The sequence below is a fragment of the Bacillus sp. P4_E1 genome (assembly GCF_056401715.1).
On record NZ_JBFUIV010000024.1, the window covers coordinates 65,856 to 84,241 of the forward strand.

General features: G+C 36.8%; 19 protein-coding genes, 1 pseudogene and 2 other annotated features. Of the genes and pseudogenes, 16 read left to right on the forward strand and 4 right to left on the reverse strand.

Annotated features, from left to right (window positions below):
• Positions 1–9: 9 nt before the first annotated feature.
• Both AC1DS7_RS25090 and AC1DS7_RS25095 read left to right on the forward strand, forming a co-directional pair.
• Entirely contained in the window at positions 10–921 is a 912-nt protein-coding gene (locus tag AC1DS7_RS25090) for a DMT family transporter (RefSeq protein WP_088294060.1), read from the forward strand.
• Between the two features lie 182 nt (positions 922–1,103).
• A complete protein-coding gene (locus AC1DS7_RS25095; RefSeq protein ID WP_061689051.1) occupies positions 1,104–1,679 on the forward strand; it encodes a Crp/Fnr family transcriptional regulator in 576 nt (191 codons plus the stop codon).
• Here AC1DS7_RS25095 and AC1DS7_RS25100 read toward each other — a convergent pair.
• Positions 1,669–2,340, reverse strand: coding sequence for a DUF4386 domain-containing protein (locus AC1DS7_RS25100; RefSeq protein ID WP_061689052.1), 672 nt, complete (start codon positions 2,338–2,340; stop codon positions 1,669–1,671). The two genes, AC1DS7_RS25095 and AC1DS7_RS25100, sit on opposite strands and share 11 nt — an antisense overlap.
• Positions 2,341–2,427: 87 nt before the next feature.
• On the opposite strand from AC1DS7_RS25100, the gene AC1DS7_RS25105 reads away from it, so the two are divergent.
• Positions 2,428–2,823 carry a PH domain-containing protein gene (locus tag AC1DS7_RS25105; protein ID WP_002030490.1) on the forward strand — a complete coding sequence of 132 codons (396 nt, stop codon included), beginning with the start codon at positions 2,428–2,430 and terminating at the stop codon, positions 2,821–2,823.
• A 30-nt stretch (positions 2,824–2,853) separates the two neighbouring features.
• On the opposite strand, the gene AC1DS7_RS25110 is transcribed toward AC1DS7_RS25105, so the two are convergent.
• On the reverse strand, positions 2,854–3,252 hold the full coding sequence (locus AC1DS7_RS25110; RefSeq protein ID WP_016101541.1) for an Ig-like domain-containing protein: 399 nt from the start codon (positions 3,250–3,252) through the stop codon (positions 2,854–2,856).
• 163 nt (positions 3,253–3,415) lie between these two features.
• On the reverse strand, positions 3,416–4,894 hold the full coding sequence (putP, locus tag AC1DS7_RS25115; protein ID WP_002086927.1) for a sodium/proline symporter PutP: 1,479 nt from the start codon (positions 4,892–4,894) through the stop codon (positions 3,416–3,418).
• Between the two features lie 307 nt (positions 4,895–5,201).
• Positions 5,202–5,440 (forward strand) — a binding site (T-box leader).
• A 42-nt stretch (positions 5,441–5,482) separates the two neighbouring features.
• Positions 5,483–5,727: a binding site (T-box leader), on the forward strand.
• Positions 5,728–5,778: 51 nt separating this feature from the next.
• Here putP and trpE point away from each other — a divergent pair.
• The 10 genes from trpE (at position 5,779) to AC1DS7_RS25165 (ending at position 14,973) form a co-directional block, all read left to right on the forward strand.
• Positions 5,779–7,197: an anthranilate synthase component I gene (gene trpE, locus AC1DS7_RS25120; protein WP_002086925.1), complete on the forward strand. Its 1,419-nt coding sequence runs from the start codon at positions 5,779–5,781 to the stop codon at positions 7,195–7,197.
• Positions 7,194–7,781 (forward strand): anthranilate synthase component II, encoded by a 588-nt coding sequence (locus AC1DS7_RS25125; RefSeq protein WP_002086924.1) that lies wholly within the window; start codon positions 7,194–7,196, stop codon positions 7,779–7,781. Before trpE ends, AC1DS7_RS25125 begins: the two co-directional genes overlap by 4 nt.
• Positions 7,778–8,803, forward strand: coding sequence for an anthranilate phosphoribosyltransferase (gene trpD, locus AC1DS7_RS25130; RefSeq protein WP_044437821.1), 1,026 nt, complete (start codon positions 7,778–7,780; stop codon positions 8,801–8,803). Before AC1DS7_RS25125 ends, trpD begins: the two co-directional genes overlap by 4 nt.
• Before the next feature lies 1 nt (position 8,804).
• On the forward strand, positions 8,805–9,566 hold the full coding sequence (gene trpC / locus AC1DS7_RS25135; protein WP_002011417.1) for an indole-3-glycerol phosphate synthase TrpC: 762 nt from the start codon (positions 8,805–8,807) through the stop codon (positions 9,564–9,566).
• Entirely contained in the window at positions 9,563–10,177 is a 615-nt protein-coding gene (locus tag AC1DS7_RS25140) for a phosphoribosylanthranilate isomerase (protein WP_256484831.1), read from the forward strand. Before trpC ends, AC1DS7_RS25140 begins: the two co-directional genes overlap by 4 nt.
• The gene (gene trpB, locus AC1DS7_RS25145) at positions 10,174–11,367 is read left to right on the forward strand and encodes a tryptophan synthase subunit beta (protein ID WP_002086917.1); all 1,194 of its coding nucleotides are present in this window, start codon (positions 10,174–10,176) and stop codon (positions 11,365–11,367) included. Before AC1DS7_RS25140 ends, trpB begins: the two co-directional genes overlap by 4 nt.
• A 3-nt stretch (positions 11,368–11,370) precedes the next feature.
• Positions 11,371–12,147 (forward strand): tryptophan synthase subunit alpha, encoded by a 777-nt coding sequence (gene trpA / locus AC1DS7_RS25150; RefSeq protein ID WP_256484830.1) that lies wholly within the window; start codon positions 11,371–11,373, stop codon positions 12,145–12,147.
• Between the two features lie 74 nt (positions 12,148–12,221).
• Positions 12,222–12,572 (forward strand): DUF4029 domain-containing protein, encoded by a 351-nt coding sequence (locus AC1DS7_RS25155; protein ID WP_002086916.1) that lies wholly within the window; start codon positions 12,222–12,224, stop codon positions 12,570–12,572.
• Positions 12,573–12,698: 126 nt separating this feature from the next.
• The gene (locus AC1DS7_RS25160) at positions 12,699–14,198 is read left to right on the forward strand and encodes an L-lactate permease (protein ID WP_256484829.1); all 1,500 of its coding nucleotides are present in this window, start codon (positions 12,699–12,701) and stop codon (positions 14,196–14,198) included.
• 82 nt (positions 14,199–14,280) lie between these two features.
• Positions 14,281–14,973 carry a DUF2278 family protein gene (locus AC1DS7_RS25165; protein ID WP_476999282.1) on the forward strand — a complete coding sequence of 231 codons (693 nt, stop codon included), beginning with the start codon at positions 14,281–14,283 and terminating at the stop codon, positions 14,971–14,973.
• A gap of 14 nt (positions 14,974–14,987) precedes the next feature.
• Here AC1DS7_RS25165 and AC1DS7_RS25170 read toward each other — a convergent pair whose 3' ends face one another.
• Entirely contained in the window at positions 14,988–15,821 is an 834-nt protein-coding gene (locus AC1DS7_RS25170) for a hypothetical protein (protein WP_476999284.1), read from the reverse strand.
• A gap of 200 nt (positions 15,822–16,021) precedes the next feature.
• On the opposite strand from AC1DS7_RS25170, the gene AC1DS7_RS25175 reads away from it, so the two are divergent.
• The 3 genes and pseudogenes from AC1DS7_RS25175 to AC1DS7_RS25185 all read left to right on the forward strand — a co-directional run.
• Positions 16,022–16,804 carry a zinc ribbon domain-containing protein gene (locus tag AC1DS7_RS25175; RefSeq protein ID WP_002086912.1) on the forward strand — a complete coding sequence of 261 codons (783 nt, stop codon included), beginning with the start codon at positions 16,022–16,024 and terminating at the stop codon, positions 16,802–16,804.
• Between the two features lie 19 nt (positions 16,805–16,823).
• Positions 16,824–17,168, forward strand: a pseudogene (locus AC1DS7_RS25180) (TcaA second domain-containing protein); the annotation flags it as partial.
• Positions 17,169–17,503: 335 nt separating this feature from the next.
• The coding region (locus AC1DS7_RS25185; RefSeq protein ID WP_476999283.1) for an RNA-guided endonuclease TnpB family protein at positions 17,504–18,386 on the forward strand (883 nt) is incomplete at its 3' end.

Here is an 18,386-nt window from a genome sequence, read left to right on the forward strand (position 1 = left end):
AGACAGGATTTGAAACAAGAAAGATCAATCGCACTACCACTAGCAATTTCCATTATAGCAATTTCATTCGCAGCTGTTTTTGCAAAGATGTCCTCAGCACCATCTTCCGTTTTAAGTATGTATCGATTATGGATTATCGTACTTATTATGCTGCCGATCGTTTGGAAAAAACGGGAAGAGTTTAGTAGGATTCAAATAAAAGATTGGGGATTTTTAATTGGATCTGGTTTCTTTTTAGCTCTTCATTTTCTTCTATGGTTTGAATCCTTAAAGCATACGACAGTTGCTAGTTCGACGATTATTTTAGCACTTCAACCGATCGTATCTTTAGTGGGAGGTTTTTTCTTATTTAAAGAAAGAACAACCTATCCAGCAATTGCGACGATGGGAATTGCGATACTAGGCGTAATGTGTATTGGCTGGGGAGATTTAGGGCTAAGTGAGCAAGCAATTTATGGGGATATATTATCCTTTTTAAGTGTAATTGCAGTTGTCGGTTATTTATTTATCGGACAAACGACAGTAAAGAAAGTATCTCATTGGATTTATAGTTTCACTGTATTTGCCTTCGCTGGTATATTTATAGCGATTTATAACGTTATACTTCAAGTACCATTTACAGGCTATACGAAGTGGGATTGGAGTATTTTTCTTTTACTTGCGATTGTACCGACAGTGTCACACGTCATTAATAATTGGTTATTAAATTACGTAAATGCAACAACGATTTCAATGAGTATTTTAGGAGAACCAGTTGGGGCATCTATACTAGCGTTCTTCTTACTTGGAGAGAAATTAAACGCAATGCAAATTATCGGTAGCATGCTCGTATTGTTTGGTGTATCTGTTTTCTTACTACAGCAACAAAAGCGAACAGCAAAAAATGTGGTGAACGAACCGGCTTATACACAGGAATTATAACGAGTTTATTCTAATATACGAAAAGAGAAGTTATTGGTAACTTCTCTTTTTTTTGTTCCATGCAGAAAATAAAACAGATTAATAGGGGGAATTCCCGCCATGTAGAATGAAAAAAGATAATATATAGTGGAGTTACATCATACGTTTCTCATACAAATATAGAGGGGGGAAGGAGAGACCAAATGAAAGAGATTTTAATGAAATACATGACAAATCTTACAACATTAAGTGCAGAGCAGCAGCGCATGATCGTAGAAGAATTACAAATTGAAGAGTATAAAAAAGGAACAGTGCTCCTAGGGCAAGGAGATGTTCCGTCTAAATGTTATTTTGTATTAAAAGGATGCGTGAGGCAACATTGTATAGATGAATCTGGAAAAGAAGTTACATCAAATTTTTATACAGAAGAACAAGCAATCGCAAATTTCAATCATCATAAACAAGATAAATTATCCCCACATACGTTAACGTGCCTAGAAGATTGTCTAGTTGTAGTTGGCGATCTGTATAGTGAAAAGGACATGTATAAGAAATATTCACAGTTAGAAGAAATGACGCGCCAAATGATTGAATACAATTTTGGTGAAGTACAAGAAGAACTTACATTATTTATTACATCGACACCAGAAGAGCGCTACAAATCATTATTACAAAAACGACCGCATTTAATCGATCGTGTTCCTCAATATCAATTGGCAAGTTATCTAGGTATTACGCCAGAATCATTAAGCAGAATTAAGAAACGACTCAAACAGTAGAGTTTTTTCCACCTCTAAGTAATAGCCATATACTAAATCCTAGTTCACCTGTGATCATCGGTAGTTGAAAGACAACGTTAAGAATGGAAATAATCGCATCATATTGTGAAAATATCGTATTCATTACGTTAATGATGATATAGCCGATTGCAGCAATGAGCAGTAATATACTAATAGTCTTCGGTATGTTTTTAGATTGAAAGGTTACGTACCCTAAGGTGAGAAGATGTAAGCCGAAAATGATTAATCCTACAGACCAAATGTATTCAAAAGCTTCTAGAAATAACATTGTATATGCTTCTGAATTAGCAACTGTGCTTTTTGAAAGAAGTAATACAAATGTTAAATTGAATATAGCAATACCAAGTATAGCTGTATACATAAGACGAAGACAGGTAGCTAGCAATGAGAGGCTAGTATGGATAGGTTTTAGAAAGAAATAAAGAGCCCACGAGGCGATAATATCCGTAATAAAAATGATAATCCATCCGAAAATTTCTGCTTTGAAAAGTGAACTTGAAGTTTGAATATTATGGAGTGTCGTGCTCGCATTACTTGGTACAACGAGATTTCCGTGAACAAAACCGTAAGAAAAAAATGCAGTGAATGCCATGATAAGAAGAGAAGTGCCTGCAAATAAGGCAAAATTTCGCTCAGTCATAATACGTCCTCCTATTCTAATGTTGTTTTCATTGTAATAGGGAAGAGGAGGAGATTCATTGACTTAAATCAAGGGAGGGGAAGTTTAGTGGAATTTCCATCAAAAAAAGATGTATGGTTATATCCGATTTTTTTCGTTGGCATTGGAGCGTGTTTTGCTCCCATATTTGCAGGGAGAGAATATTTTCTTTTATTTTTTACAATTCCTTTAGCCATACTATTTATTTGGAGTTGGTTTTCAACAAAATATATTGTTGGGGAAGAAACAATTACTATTAGATCGGGTTTCGTTAAAAAGTGCATATTTATACGAGATATAAAACAAATTTCGAGCACGAAAAATCCGTTAGCCGCCTATGCACTATCATTCGATCGATTAGAAATTGTTTACGGATCATATGAAACAGAACTTATTTCTCCAAGAAATAAAGAAGAATTTATTTTGTTGTTAAAAAGAAAAAAACCTGGGATTGAAATAAAGTAAGAGAGTGGATTCATATCTACTCTCTTTATGTCACTTTGGATTTGTCATATAAGGTTGTACGTGAACGATACATAAGTCGCGGAATTTTCCTTCAGCAGTTGTGACAATTACTACTGCTCTTCCTGCACTTTTTCCAGTAATCGTTACTGTCTCACCTTTTGGATAGATGGTGATGACGTCGGAGTTCATATTTGTCCAAATAAGCTCTTGATTTTTTGCCTGCATTGGCAAAACGGAAGCTGATAAATCAGCACTTTGTCCGGTTTTTATTTTAAGCTTATTTTTCTGTATGTGAATACCAATTACAGATATAACAGAAGGAGCAATTGAAATTTTGGATGGATTAGGTTGTATGTTTAAAAGAGAAGTAGAAGTGTTTGTGATAGGTGAAAATTTTCTTATATGTTGTTGCTGTAAAGATGCTAACATTGTGGAGTCCCCTTTCTGTATAGGTGTCGATACTAATAATATAAAGGAAGAATGTTATAGTAAATTTAACGAAACATAAAGAAATTGTTAAATTCGAGAAGAATATTGTCGAAATACGGTTAAAAGAAAGCTCTGCTGTTATCGTAACAGCAGAGCTTTCTTTTTATAGATTATGAATATGTTGTTTTTCAAAATTCTCAAATTGCTCTTCAACTTCTTTTGAAGGTTTAGTTAGTAAACTAACAATTATGATCACTATTAAACTAATAGCGAAACCAGGAATCATTTCATATAAGAAATCTTTTAGGAACTTAAACTGTGTCCAAATAATTACTGTGGCTGCACCTGAAATCATACCAGCAAGCGCGCCCCATTTCGTCATACGTTTCCAATATAAGCTTAATAAAATAGCAGGTCCAAATGAAGAACCAAATCCAGCCCAAGCATATCCAACAAGAGCTAAAATCGTATCATTTTGTTTAAGCGCTAATGCACACCCAATTAAAGCAACACCAAGAACAGCCATACGACCGACAAATACAAGTTCTTTATCAGAAGCAGAACGCTTAAAGAATGTTCTATATAAGTCTTCTGTTACTGCACTTGAAGTAACGAGAAGCTGAGAAGAAATTGTACTCATAATAGCGGCTAAAATAGCGGCTAATAAAAATCCAGTAATAAGTGGATGGAATAAAATTTTTCCAAGTTCAAGGAAAATTGTCTCTGGGTTAGATAATGTCAAACCTTGTTGTGAATAGTAAGCAATACCGATAAGACCAGTAAACATAGCTCCGACAACAGAGAAAATCATCCAGCTCATACCAATTCTTCGCGCGCTTTTAATTTCTTTTACAGACGAAATTGCCATAAAGCGTACGATGATATGAGGTTGTCCAACATAACCAAGGCCCCATGCGAATAAAGAAATCATTCCTAAAGTAGAGGCACCTTTAAAAATATCTAGACGTGTTGGATCTACAGATCGAATTGTATCAAATGCAGGTCCAAGTCCGTTTGTATTCATAATTGTTACGATAGGAACAAGAATAAGGGCAACTACCATAATGATTCCTTGCACGAAGTCTGTCCAACTTACTGCTAAGAAACCACCAAATAGTGTGTAAGCTACAACAACGCCTGCTACAATGAGTAATCCAACGTGGTAGTTCATACCAAATGAATTTTCAAATAATACAGCGCCTGAAACTAATCCTGAAGCTACATAGAAAGTAAAGAAAATCATAATAACAAGTCCGGATACTAAGCGTAGCATGTGAGATTTGTCGTGGAAACGGTGTTCCAAAAATTCTGGAATAGTAATAGAGTTGTTTGCAATTTCAGAGTAGGTACGTAAGCGAGGAGCGACATAAAGCCAGTTTGCGTATGCGCCTAGTGTTAGGCCGATCGCAATCCAACTACTACTTAATCCAACGCTAAACATTGCACCGGGTAATCCCATTAAAAGCCAACCACTCATATCAGATGCTCCAGCACTTAATGCTGTTACTGCGGGGCCTAGTGTACGCCCGCCAAGCATATAATCTGTTAAGTTGGACGTTCGTTTGTAGGCGAAATAGCCGATTACTAACATCCCGAGCATGTAAATAGAGATAGAAGTTAAAGTTAACATCTGCGTACTCATGTAGTTCCCCTTCCTTTTGTCATGTCTTTTGATGCGTTATGCATATTTATAATCTATCATGATTATTCTGAAAAATCCATACAGAAATACGAATTTTCAGAAATGTAAGCGTTTTTTGACATCGTTTTACTTTTTAAATATATAAATTTCAGACGAAAAAACCTTAATTTTAATAGAGTATTTATTATATTTACATAAAAACACGTTGTTTTGTCAATATAATATTGAAAGAAGGGAGAAATATTTTTTTTAAAAAAGTATTGACTTGTGAAAAAAGTTAGGTCTATAATGAGTGCAACTTAAAAAAATGCAAGCGTTGATGAAGAAGAGTACACATGATGAACATGTCAGAGAGCTGATGGTTGGTGCGAATCAGTATGGGATTGATGTGGAATGGGCTTCGGAGCTTCCAAACCGAAACGAAAGAAGTAGGCTTTGGCGACATGATCTCATCGATACAAGAGACACGTATTATTTTTTGATACGGCAAAGTGCGTTACATTCGTAACGAATTAAGGTGGCACCACGGGAGTACCCGTCCTTTCTATAGGATGAGTACTCCCTTTTTGTGTACAAAAAATTAAATATGTTAAATCGTTTAAGTAAGAAGAGTAAGTATATTGGAGACGTTTCAGAGAGTCGGGGACAGGTGGGAGCCCGGTGCGGTGCCATATACGGAATGGGCTTACGAGAGGTATGCTGAACAATTATTTTCAGTAGGCAACCCGGGTTCCGCCGTTACAAGGATAAGGTATATATTTTGTACCTGAATAAAGCGGGATGCTTTTGCGTCCAACCTGAGGTGGTACCACGGTGAATTTATCGTCCTCTACATATTTCGATATGTAGGGGACTTTTTTATTTTTCAGAGTGAGGTGAAAGGCATGATGACAAAAGAGGAATTTATGAAGCAAAAAGAGCAAAGAAACACATTTTTAGTAATTGCTGAAGAAGAAGGAGATAGCATTACGCCAATTTCTTTATATAGACGTATGAAGGGAAAGAAAAAGTTTTTATTAGAAAGTTCGCAGCTTCATCAAGATAAAGGGCGCTATTCTTACTTAGGGTGTAATCCTTATGGAGAAGTGAAAAGCGTTGGTATAGAAGTAGAGCGAATGATGTATGGGAAAAAAGAAAAGCTGCAGGGTAACGTACTGCAAATGCTAGAAGAGGTAATCGCACCAGCGCAAGTAGACAGTCCATTTCCGTTTTGCGGGGGAGCAGTTGGATATATTGGCTATGACGTCATTCGGCAGTATGAAAACATTGGAGCAGATTTACACGATCCATTAAATATTCCAGAAGTACACCTTTTACTATATCGTGAGTTTACCGTTTACGATCATTTACGCCAAAAGTTGTCATTTGTATATGTATGCAGGGAAGACGATTCAGCTTCTTATGAAGAAGTATACGAAAGATTGCAAGTATACAAAGAGGAAGTGCTAAAGGGAGAAGAAGCGGAAGTAAATGAAATACAATCAATATTATCATTCACTTCTTCAATAACTGAAAAAGAATTTTGTGAAATGGTAGAAACAGCGAAAGAATACATTCGGGCCGGAGATATTTTCCAAGTTGTATTATCCCAGCGTTTGCAAAGTGAATGTATTGGAGATCCATTTGCATTATACCGGAAACTTCGAATTGCAAATCCATCACCATATATGTTCTATATCGATTTTCAAGATTATGTTGTACTTGGCTCTTCGCCGGAAAGTTTGTTATCAGTAAGAGAGGATAAAGTGATGACAAACCCAATTGCTGGTACGAGGCCGAGAGGGAAAACGAAGCAGGAAGATGAGGAAATCGAAAAAGAACTGTTAGGAAATGAGAAAGAGCGAGCAGAGCATATGATGCTTGTGGACCTAGGACGAAATGATATTGGCAGAGTAAGTGAAATTGGCTCTGTGACGATAGATAAATATATGAAAGTAGAAAAATACTCTCACGTTATGCACATTGTATCTGAAGTTTACGGAACATTGCGAAAACAAACAAGTGGATTTGATGCATTAGCGTATTGTTTACCAGCTGGTACAGTATCAGGTGCTCCGAAAATAAGGGCGATGGAAATTATTAATACGTTAGAGCATGAAAAAAGAAATGTATATGCCGGAGCGGTTGGATATATTTCATTCTCAGGAAACCTTGATATGGCGCTAGCAATTCGAACGATGGTTGTAAAAGACGAGAAAGCGTACGTTCAGGCAGGAGCGGGTATCGTCTACGATTCAGACCCGGTTGCTGAATATGAAGAAACATTAAATAAAGCGAGAGCGCTTTTGGAGGTTATGAAATGATTGTACTTATCGATAATTATGATTCGTTCACATATAACTTGTATCAACTATTAGGCGAGTACGAGAAAGAAATTGTTGTCGTAAGAAATGATCAAATAACAATTGAACAATTAGAGGAGATGAAGCCGAAAGGAATTGTGCTCTCACCAGGACCTGGGAAACCAGAAGATGCTGGAATTTGTATCGATGTTATTCGTCATTTTTATAAGAACGTTCCCATCTTAGGAATTTGCCTTGGCCATCAAGCAATCATATCCGCATTTGGAGGAGAAATTGTTAGAGCAGAGCGTATTAAACACGGAAAAACATCGCGTGTGAAACATAACGGAACGTCAATCTTTTCGTACGTAACGCAGCCACTAACAGCAATGCGTTACCATTCACTCGTCGCAGTGCAAAATAGTTTGCCGCAGTGTTTTGACATACTTGCGACAGCGATGGATGACGGAGAAATCATGGCAGTTCGTCACAACTATTATCCGCTCTTCGGATTACAGTTTCACCCAGAATCAATTGCAACAGAAGAAGGCGGAAAGTTAATACGTGCCTTTTTAGCAGAAGTGAAAGAGGAGGAGAGAGTATGAACAGTTATCTTCGAAAATTAGTAGAGGGACAACATTTAACAGAAGAAGAAATGTATGAAGCGGGACTTCTTTTATTAAGTGACAACATATTGGAAAGTGAAGTTGCAGCTTTCTTAGTATTGCTGAAAGCGAAAGGCGAAACAGCAGAAGAAATATACGGTCTCGTTCGTGCTCTTCGCGAAAAGGCATTACCGTTTTCAAATCATATAAAAGGCGCGATGGACAATTGCGGAACGGGTGGTGACGGTGCGCAAACATTCAATATTAGTACAACATCGGCATTTGTACTTGCCGGAGCTGGTGTAAAGGTTGCGAAACATGGAAACCGCGCTGTTTCTAGTAAAACAGGAAGTGCTGATTTATTAGAAGAACTCGGTGTAAACATAAGCTGTACGCCGGGTGAGATTGACTATTTATTAGAGAATGTAGGTATTGCCTTCTTATTCGCACCAGCGATGCATCCAGCATTAAGACGCATTATGAAAATAAGAAAAGAATTAAACGTTCCGACGATCTTTAACTTAATTGGACCGTTGACGAATCCGGTTAATTTAGAAACACAATTTGTCGGTATTTATAAGCGAGATATGTTATTGCCGGTAGCGGAAGTATTGCAGAAACTTGGCAGAAAACAAGCGCTCGTCGTAAACGGAAGTGGCTTTTTAGATGAAGCATCATTACAGGGAGAAAATCATGTCGTCGTTTTAAAAGATAATGAAATAGTAGAAATGAGTATTGATCCAGAAAAGTATGGTTTTTCAAGAGTGAAAAATGAAGAAATTAGAGGTGGGAATTCAAAAGAAAATGCAAAGATTACGCTCGGAGTATTAAGCGGAGAAAAGAGTGTCTATCGCGATACTGTTTTATTAAATGCAGGTCTAGCCCTTTTCGCAAATGGAAGAGCAGAAACGATTGAAGAAGGAATTACACTAGCGGCACATAGCATTGACTCTGGAAAAGCATTAGCCAAACTAAACTTATTAATTGCAGCAAGCCATGAAAAATTAGAAAGGGTGAATTAAAATGGGGACGATTTTAGACAAAATTGTAGAGCAAAAGAAAGTGGAAGTTGCGGAGTTATATGAAACATATTCACCAGTGAAAGAAAAAAGGAAAACACACTCACTTGTAAAAGCTTTAGAACAGTTTACTGTAATAGCAGAGGTAAAGCGAGCGTCTCCATCAAAAGGCGATATTAATTTACACGTTGATGTGCCAAAACAAGTGAAAACATATGAAGAATGCGGTGCTGGAGCAGTTTCGGTTTTAACAGACGGTCAATTTTTTAAAGGGTCGTTTCATGACTTACAAACGGCAAGAGCAGAAAGTAACATTCCGCTTTTATGTAAAGATTTTATAATCGATAAAATCCAAATTGATAGAGCGTATGAAGCTGGTGCAGATCTTATTTTATTAATTGTTGCAGCATTGTCAAAAGAGAAATTAAACGAGCTTTATAACTACGTGCTAGAAAAAGGATTAGAAGCGATTGTTGAAGTTCATGATGAACAGGAATTAGAAATTGCAATCCGATTAAATCCGCACGTTATCGGTATTAACAACCGTAATTTAAAAACATTTGAAGTAGATTTAAGCCAAACTGAAAAGCTCGGAAAACGACTGAATGAGGAAAACCTACTTTGGATTAGTGAAAGCGGCATTCATTCAAAAGAAGATATTATTCGCGTCAAACGAGCTGGTGCAAAAGGTGTATTAGTTGGAGAAGCACTTATGACATCATCTTCTATAAGTAACTTTTTCGAAGACTGTAAGGTGAACATATGAAAGTGAAAATTTGCGGCATCACTGATGTTGAAACAGCAAAACATGCTTGTGAATACGGAGCAGATGCAATCGGATTTGTTTTTGCAGAAAGTAAACGGAAAATCACTCCAGGACAAGCGAAAGAAATTATTGGGGAAATTCCAGCCCACGTTTTCAAGGTAGGTGTTTTCGTAAATGAATCAGTCGAAGTGATCCAGAAAATTGCAGAGGAGTGCGGGTTAACGCATGTGCAACTACATGGGGATGAAGACAATCATCAAATCATAAGATTGAATATTCCGTCTATAAAAGCGGTAGGAGTAGCTTTAGAGAAAGATATTGAATGTGCGAAAAAATACGATACAGATTATCTGTTATTTGATAGCCCGAAAGAAAAGTTCCACGGAGGAAACGGAAAGACATTCTCATGGGAGTTACTCGCACATATGCCAAATGAGTTGCGAGAGAAAACGATATTAGCTGGCGGATTAAACATCCTTAATATAGAAGAAGCAATTCGAACCGTTCAGCCATATATGGTCGATGTAAGCAGCGGAGTAGAGACAGAAGGAAAGAAAGATATAGAGAAAATAAAACAATTTATTATAAAAGCGAAGGAGTGTTCCAAATGAACTACGCATATCCAGATGAAAAAGGTCATTACGGTATATACGGGGGGCGATACGTTCCAGAAACGTTAATGCAATCCGTATTAGAACTAGAAGAAGCATATAAAGAAGCGATGCAAGATGAAGCGTTTCAAAAGGAATTAGATCATTATTTACAAACGTATGTTGGAAGAGAAACACCGCTTTATTTTGCGGAAAATATGACGAAGTATTGCGGCGGAGCAAAGATTTATTTAAAGCGTGAAGATTTGAATCATACGGGAGCTCATAAAATTAACAATACAATCGGTCAGGCACTTCTTGCGGTAAGAATGGGTAAGAAGAAAGTTGTCGCTGAAACAGGAGCAGGACAACACGGAGTTGCAACAGCTACTGTATGTGCACTTTTCGGTTTAGAATGCGTCATCTTCATGGGAGAAGAAGATGTGAGACGACAAAAATTAAACGTGTTCCGAATGGAATTACTCGGAGCGAAAGTAGAAAGCGTTGCGGCAGGTAGCGGCACATTAAAAGATGCAGTAAACGAGGCGCTTCGTTACTGGGTTTCACATGTACACGATACGCACTACATTATGGGATCAGTTCTCGGACCACATCCATTCCCGCAAATTGTCCGTGATTTTCAAAGTGTAATTGGAAAAGAAACGAAAAAGCAATACGAAGCGTTAGAAGGAAAATTACCAGAAGCAGTCGTTGCTTGTATTGGCGGTGGTAGTAATGCAATGGGAATGTTTTATCCGTTCGTACACGATGAAGAAGTTGCCCTTTACGGTGTTGAAGCAGCTGGAAAAGGTGTTCACACAGAAAAGCACGCAGCCACTTTAACGAAAGGAAGTGTCGGTGTTTTACACGGATCGATGATGTACCTTCTGCAAAATGAAGAAGGACAAATTCAAGAAGCGCATTCTATTTCGGCGGGACTGGATTATCCAGGGGTTGGACCAGAACATAGCTTGCTAAAAGATATCGGCCGCGTTTCTTATCATTCCATTACAGATGAAGAAGCGTTAGAAGCATTTCAATTATTAACGAAAAAAGAAGGGATTATCCCGGCATTAGAAAGTTCACATGCTGTTGCATACGCTTTAAAACTAGCGCCGCAAATGAAGAAAGACGAAGGACTTGTCATTTGTTTATCCGGCCGCGGTGATAAAGATGTAGAGAGTATAAAACGTTATATGGAAGAGGTGTAAAAAATGGGAGTAGAAAAAATTATAGCAGCGTTTGAAAATGGCAAGAAAGCATTTATTCCGTATGTAATGGGCGGAGATGGTGGACTTGAAAAGTTAAAAGAAAGAATTCGTTTTCTTGATGAAGCAGGAGCAAGCATCGTTGAAATCGGTATTCCGTTCTCAGATCCAGTCGCAGACGGTCCAACTATTCAAAGGGCAGGAAAAAGAGCATTAGATAGCGGTGTAACATTGAAAGGTATTTTTCAAGCATTAATAGAGGTGAGGCAAGAAGTTCAAATTCCATTTGTACTTATGACATATTTAAATCCAGTACTCGCATTCGGAAAGGAACGTTTCATTGAGAGCTGTCTTGAAGCAGGGGTGGACGGTCTTATCGTTCCGGACTTACCGTATGAAGAACAAGACATTATTGCACCGCTCCTTCGCGTGGCGAATATCGCTTTAATTCCACTCGTTACCGTAACGAGCCCTATTGAACGAATCGAAAAAATTACGAGTGAATCACAAGGATTCGTCTACGCCGTTACAGTAGCGGGCGTAACGGGAGTACGTCAAAACTTTAAAGATGAGATTCGTAGTTACTTAGAAAAAGTAAAAGCACACGTCCACTTACCAGTAGTCGCAGGATTCGGTATTTCAACACGAGAGCAAATTGAAGAAATGATTACAATATGTGACGGCGTTGTCGTTGGAAGTAAAGTCATTGAGCTGTTAGAAAATGAAAAGCGAGAAGAAATTTGTGAGTTAATACATGCAGTAAAAGAAACAGAAGAGGCTTAAGTCTCTTCTGTTTCTTTTGTGTAATAAATGTTAAAATATACAGAAAATACTTATAACTTAGAGGGTGAGAAGGCATGCTAAGACGTAAACTATTATATCTTCTTTTAACTGTACCATTATACGCTTGGCTCATTAGCATGACGAAAATAGAGTTGATGGCTCTGTTTTTAGGATATGTATTCATCTTTTCCCAATTAAATCGAATACAAGAGCAATCTATTTTAGAAGTATGTATATTTTCGGTTAGTATAGAACTATTTAGTATCGTTTCGATTGTATTATTAAGTGAATTATTCCAATGGATCCATTCATTTGAATTAATAAAACTTGGGAATATTGTATTGCAAGTAATATGTGCTTATATTGTGTTTGTTGTACTAGAAAAAATGATTGGACAGCAGACGGTTTTTCAGGATAAAAGATAAAATATTAGTTATTCAAAAAAGGAGCCAAGCGGCTCCTTTTTAAATCTGTTATAAAAATAATTGAAAATCATAACATCTGTTATATAATAGTTAAAAATTGCAATTTTTACGAAAAGAGATGATAGCATGGCCATATTGTTGGCACTTATCCCGATTATGATGATTTTCATTTGTTTGTTTTTGTTTAAACAAACGTCATTAAGAGCCTCATTAATCTCTTATACCGTTTCTGTCGGAATCGTTTTACTTTCGCCAACGTTCCAATTAGGGATAAGTGAAACTGTGCACGCAACGATTAAAGGTTGGTTAATTTGTTTTATTGTCGGATACGTTTTATTTTTCGGTATTTTTTTATTTCACCTCATGAACAAAATGGGGTACATCGATCAAGTAGCGCGTTTTCTAGAAGAAGTTACGCACGATCGCTTACTACAAATGCTTCTTATGTGTTTTGGTATTTGTCCACTTATTGAATCAGTGAGTGGATTCGGAATTGGTTTTATGGTCGCAGCACCTATTTTTCTTTCGCTCGGTTATAAACCGTTTCAAGCTGTGCTACTATCGTTTATCGGTTTACTTGCAAGTTCATGGGGCGCAATGGCAACGGGTACGATTATCGGTTCTCAGCTTATTAACATGCCGCTCACAACTCTTGGTACAAATACAGCATTATTAAGCATCCCGATTTTCGCATACTTTATCATCCTTTCTTTATACGTTGTCGGTGGCTGGCAGGCAGTTATAGAAAAGTGGAAGGAAGGAGTAGGATTCTTTCTATTATTTTCTCTCGGAATCTATCTTTCTAACGCATACGTAAGTGTTGAACTAGCAGGGATATTAAGTTCTATCGTTACCATTACATTTGGCTTTCTAATCATTAAATTAAAAGGGAAAAGTGAGCAAAACTTTATAACAGAACATGCTGCGGCTGTAGAGAGAGAAGTATCTATTATAAAAATTATTAGCCCTTATATATTCTTAACAGTTTGTATTTTACTTTCTCGCCTCGTTCCAGCATTACATGATTTTCTTAGGTCATATGCAGTTCTCGATTTAAAATCATATTCTTACAAACTAGAGCTACTATATTCACCAGGATTTTGGCTCGCCATGACTTGTTTATTTACAATTATTTTCTTCCGCATTCCATCTAATATTATGAAACAATCACTCTCACAAACGATAAAACAATGGATTCCTTTCGCTATTACAACGACGATGTTCATCGCAATTTCAGAACTAATGGGTGCATCTGGTATGCATTCATTACTCGCAAAAACAGCTGGTGAAACATTTGGTACGTTTTTCGTTTTCGTTGCACCATTCATCGGCGGTATCGGCGGTTTTTTAACAGGTAGTAACGCAGGATCAAATGCGATGTTTATTAAACTCCAAATGCAAACAGCGCAAAACGTAGCACTTCCGTGGCAATATGTCACAACACTCCAAAACACCGCATCATCAGTAGCGACAATCGCTTGTCCATCACGAATTACACTAGGTGCGTATTTATGTAATATCCCGTATCGTGAAAATGAACTATTAAAGAAGACGACGTTAATGATTTTTGGTGCGGTGTTGCTTGTAGTGGTGGAGGTTATTGTTTGGTATATGTTGAGAAAATAAGAAATCCTCCTGGGAAAGGAGGATTTTCTTTTTATATGGATAATGCCTAAAGTATGAACAGCTTCTACTAAATGAATAGGAGATGAAAGAGATGCCCTTAAAAAACTACKGTGTATTAAAAGGTACAGTTGTACAATCTAAGATTGGAAAAGGGAAAACACCTCATTATCAAGTTCATTTACAAGGCGAAGCAGAAGTAGATTATCGTATTGCAATTAACGTAAAGTCGCAAAGTTATCCGTCAGAAGTTTTATATTTTGCAAGCGAACATATTGATTCAGAAGCTATTCACATTTTACCAACATTACCGTTTGGGTTTACAGAAGTGAAAAACAATGAGCCGAAAGTAGCTTTAGATTATGTAAGAGGTAATTTATTTGATTCAAAGCAAATGATTCCTTTGCCAGCTGAAAAAACGGGATCTGATAATGATTTAAATGAAAAGATAGAACGTTATATAAAACGAGCAATAGATGAGAAAGCAATTATTTATGCGTTTGGTGAAAGGTGGGGACCAGAAGAAAAGGTTCCGGATTCGTATTTCCATTTTACACCTGGAAACGGTATACACGATATTCATATGAATCAAGGGAATGTAGAGAAATGGCAAGGTGATGATGGCAAATGGCAAGACGGTGGGATATTGATTCACTTTGAGAAGAAGGAAGAGTGGATTGGTATTTTTCTTGCCTTTCAGTCACAGTCATGGTGTACGGATGAAGAAGGGCATGCTCGTGTTCCGGTTGAGCATTGTGATTATAAGAGAAATGATTGATGAGAAGAGGACGTTCAAAACGAACGTCCTCCTCTCATTTTATAAAACCCAAAACTAACAAGTGTAGAAATACAAGAGAAAAGAAGCGCTACACTAGAAAATGCAATGAGATACATATTATATTTCATCATTTTGCCGATTAGTTGGTTACTATCATACTGAAAAAGTCCCGCTATTATATTGAATAAAAATAATACGATAAACATGACGATGATGCCGTCTATTGATCCTTTAATGTCTGGCTTACTTAAAGCGATATGTGCAGAAATGCAAATGGCGATAAATAAAAATAACCAAAATGAAGGAGTCAATAAATTGCTCATTGTAAATAGACTTTTTAATAAAAAGAATGTTGATAAAAACATGTTTTGGATCATGTCTAAGTTAATAGAAGTCGATGCAACAGTTGTTTCGAGATTCGTATTAAATAAAGAATATGAATCTGGTACGAAATAGCGCATTAAAAGTATTAAGGCAGTAATACCAGAAATAATAGGACCGATGCCGATAAAGAAATTACCGATTCGTTGGTATATACTTTTTTGATTGTATTGATGTTGTACGTAACCTAAAGCTCCCTGACTTGTATCTGTTGGGAAAAACTGCGTTGCTACAATTTTATGACGAAATAATAGACACATAATTGCATGCCCAAGTTCATGAACGGGAACACCAATCCACGCGGTTAAAAGAAAACCTTTCCTACCAAAAGCTCTCGACCAATACGTTCGTGTGAGAGATTCTAAATAACCTAATATAAATCCAATTACAATGATGACACCAATTAAAGAAAATAATTGGATCACACTTGTAAGGAGTGTTTGAAAAATCGAGTTTACAAATTCCACTGTCTTCATCCAATCTGTTTAAAGTTTCACTTTATTTGCTCTGTTTCATAATAACATTATTTTTCTATATTACTAGCACACATAGTTTCGTTTAAAAGAAGGATTTCATATTCTTTTTCTTGTAGTCATGTTTTATGTACAAAGTCATATATTGAATTTGTAACACCCTATAAGGTATATGCTTAAGGAGGGATGAGAGAATGAAATGTCCGGCATGTAATACTGAAAATGCAGCGGAAGCAAGGTTTTGCGGAAATTGTGGACATTCGTTAACGGAAGAAGTGGTAGCGAGTGGTGGGCAGGAAGAAGGGCAGCTATCGCGCCCGGCACGAGTAAAGGAAACTCGTCCGAATGAAACGGTAGAGCAAGTGAAACAATTTGCAAGTGGCTATTTTCAGTTCTTTAAAAATGCTTTTAAATCACCATCGGCCATTATGGAAAGTGGAAATATTGAAGTGCGAAATGGAATTGTAAGTCTTGTGCTTATTTGCTTTTTAGGAGCATGTATTTTTTATAGAATGATGAGCGCAGCGGCGACTGTTACGAGGACATTAGTGCCAGATATAGCTACTCCTACTTTCTTCGGAGAATCTGTAATGGTCTTTTTCTTTTTATTAATTTTAACTTTATTTGTCGGATTTATTATTTTTGTAAGTGGTAAGATGATGAAATCATCTTTTTCTTTTCTTGAAGCATTCGGTATATGGGGGACGATAGCGACGCCAGCTATTGCTATATTAGTGCTTTCTTTTCTATTTAGTTTCCTATTGATCTTTTTTTTACCAATCTTATTAGGGCTGGCTACAACGTATATGGGAATTAGTATAATTGTAGCTATATTAAAACTAGACAACGGCGGAGTAGATCCTGTTTACACACTTATTATCGCAAATGTTTTAATCGGAATTGCAACGTTTATCGTGTTTTGGTCTTACATTAAAACGATAATCCAAACCTTTATCGGGGGATTAACAGGCTTCTAACGAAAAGGTGGTTGAATGGATGAATGTATGCACAAAGTGCGGAGCTCAGTATGAAGATGGAGAGCAATTTTGCCAAAACTGCGGGATGAAGAGGGAAAGTCTTGTAGTAAAGAAGAAAATGAGCGGCGGTACAAAAGTTGGCATTACACTCTTAACATTACTTGTTATAGTAATTGTTGGATTGTATTTGTATGGATCATCGTATTATAAGCAGACGGCACAAGTAGACCGAATGATTACTATTTTACAAGAGAGGAACGGGGAGAAATTAGCTGAAATCGTCACGACAGATGATCCAGCCGTTATTGTAACGAGAGAGAGTTTAACGCCTCTATTTTCATATATAAAAGAAAATCCATCTTACAGCCCTTTCCGAACGAGAAAGCCCATTGCCTTTAGGCATGGGATGAAAGTGAGGTTGGATACGGAGTACCACTAAAAATCGCAAGGTTCGTGGTACTTTAAGTATCCAAAGTATAGGTAGTTTCTTCGAGTCTTTTTGTTGTAATTTTTCGAAAGTAAATGATACATTGTAACTAGAATCAATGATGATAGCAGTACGTTTCAAAGTGTTTGAGAGGAAAATATCCTCACCTCATGTAGTTGTAAAGTTTATGGACACGTTCTCATTTTGTTTCTATTGCTAGAAATGTATCAAATGCACGATGTTGAAAATCAAAAAACAAGGGGATGAAACGCATGTCACAGACCCTAACAGTGAAAGTGAAATTGATTCCAACAAAAGAGCAAATCCGTTTATTAGAACAAAGTAGTCATGAATATATCAAAGTTATAAATACACTTGTATTGGAAATGGTTAAAGCAAAGAAAAGTACGAAAAAAAGCACAAAAGATATTGAAGCAAATATCCCAAGTGCGGTGAAGAATCAAGCAATCAAAGACGCGAAAAGTTTGTTTGCTACAAAAGTAAAGAAAAGCAATTATAAAATCATTCCGATTTTAAAGAGGCCTGTTTGTATATGGAACAATCAAAATTATTCGTTTGACGCCACTCATATTTCAATCCCGTTTAAGGTAAATGGAAAGGCCACTCGTTTAAAGGTCCGAGCTTTATTAATCGATAAAAACAATCGCAATTTGGATTTGCTAAAACATAAGTTAGGTACACTTCGCATCACAAAGAAATCGAATAAGTGGATGGCCCAAATATCTGTCATGGTTCCTACAAATGAAAGAGCAGGGACGAAAATTTTAGGAGTAGACCTAGGCCTCAAAGTCCCTGCGGTAGCGATTACAGATGATGACAAGGTTCGTTTCTTTGGAAATGGTAGGCAAAACAAATATAGGAAGCGTAAGTTTCGTAGTGTKCGTAAGAAGTTAGGAAAAGACAAAAAAGTGAATGCRATTCGGCGATTKGATGATAAAGAACAAAGATGGATGCAAGATAAAGATCATAAAATAAGTCGTGAAATCATTAATTTTGCGATTGCAAATCATATTTCTGTCATTCGATTAGAACAATTAACGAATATAAGACAGACGGCAAGAACAAGCCGTAAAAACGAAAAAAACCTACACACTTGGTCATTCTATCGTTTGTCAAAATTTATTGAATATAAAG

Excerpts from the sequence above, each read along its gene's own strand:
- AC1DS7_RS25175 (WP_002086912.1), top strand. The coding sequence starts at position 16,022 with ATGAAATGTCCGGCATGTAATACTGAAAATGCAGCGGAAGCAAGGTTT.
- trpA (WP_256484830.1), top strand. The coding sequence starts at position 11,371 with ATGGGAGTAGAAAAAATTATAGCAGCGTTTGAAAATGGCAAGAAAGCA.
- AC1DS7_RS25155 (WP_002086916.1), top strand. The coding sequence starts at position 12,222 with ATGCTAAGACGTAAACTATTATATCTTCTTTTAACTGTACCATTATAC.
- AC1DS7_RS25125 (WP_002086924.1), top strand. The coding sequence starts at position 7,194 with ATGATTGTACTTATCGATAATTATGATTCGTTCACATATAACTTGTAT.
- trpE (WP_002086925.1), top strand. The coding sequence starts at position 5,779 with ATGATGACAAAAGAGGAATTTATGAAGCAAAAAGAGCAAAGAAACACA.
- trpC (WP_002011417.1), top strand. The coding sequence starts at position 8,805 with ATGGGGACGATTTTAGACAAAATTGTAGAGCAAAAGAAAGTGGAAGTT.
- AC1DS7_RS25140 (WP_256484831.1), top strand. The coding sequence starts at position 9,563 with ATGAAAGTGAAAATTTGCGGCATCACTGATGTTGAAACAGCAAAACAT.
- AC1DS7_RS25160 (WP_256484829.1), top strand. The coding sequence starts at position 12,699 with ATGGCCATATTGTTGGCACTTATCCCGATTATGATGATTTTCATTTGT.
- AC1DS7_RS25095 (WP_061689051.1), top strand. The coding sequence starts at position 1,104 with ATGAAAGAGATTTTAATGAAATACATGACAAATCTTACAACATTAAGT.
- AC1DS7_RS25100 (WP_061689052.1), bottom strand. The coding sequence starts at position 2,340 with ATGACTGAGCGAAATTTTGCCTTATTTGCAGGCACTTCTCTTCTTATC.
- AC1DS7_RS25110 (WP_016101541.1), bottom strand. The coding sequence starts at position 3,252 with ATGTTAGCATCTTTACAGCAACAACATATAAGAAAATTTTCACCTATC.
- trpD (WP_044437821.1), top strand. The coding sequence starts at position 7,778 with ATGAACAGTTATCTTCGAAAATTAGTAGAGGGACAACATTTAACAGAA.
- trpB (WP_002086917.1), top strand. The coding sequence starts at position 10,174 with ATGAACTACGCATATCCAGATGAAAAAGGTCATTACGGTATATACGGG.
- putP (WP_002086927.1), bottom strand. The coding sequence starts at position 4,894 with ATGAGTACGCAGATGTTAACTTTAACTTCTATCTCTATTTACATGCTC.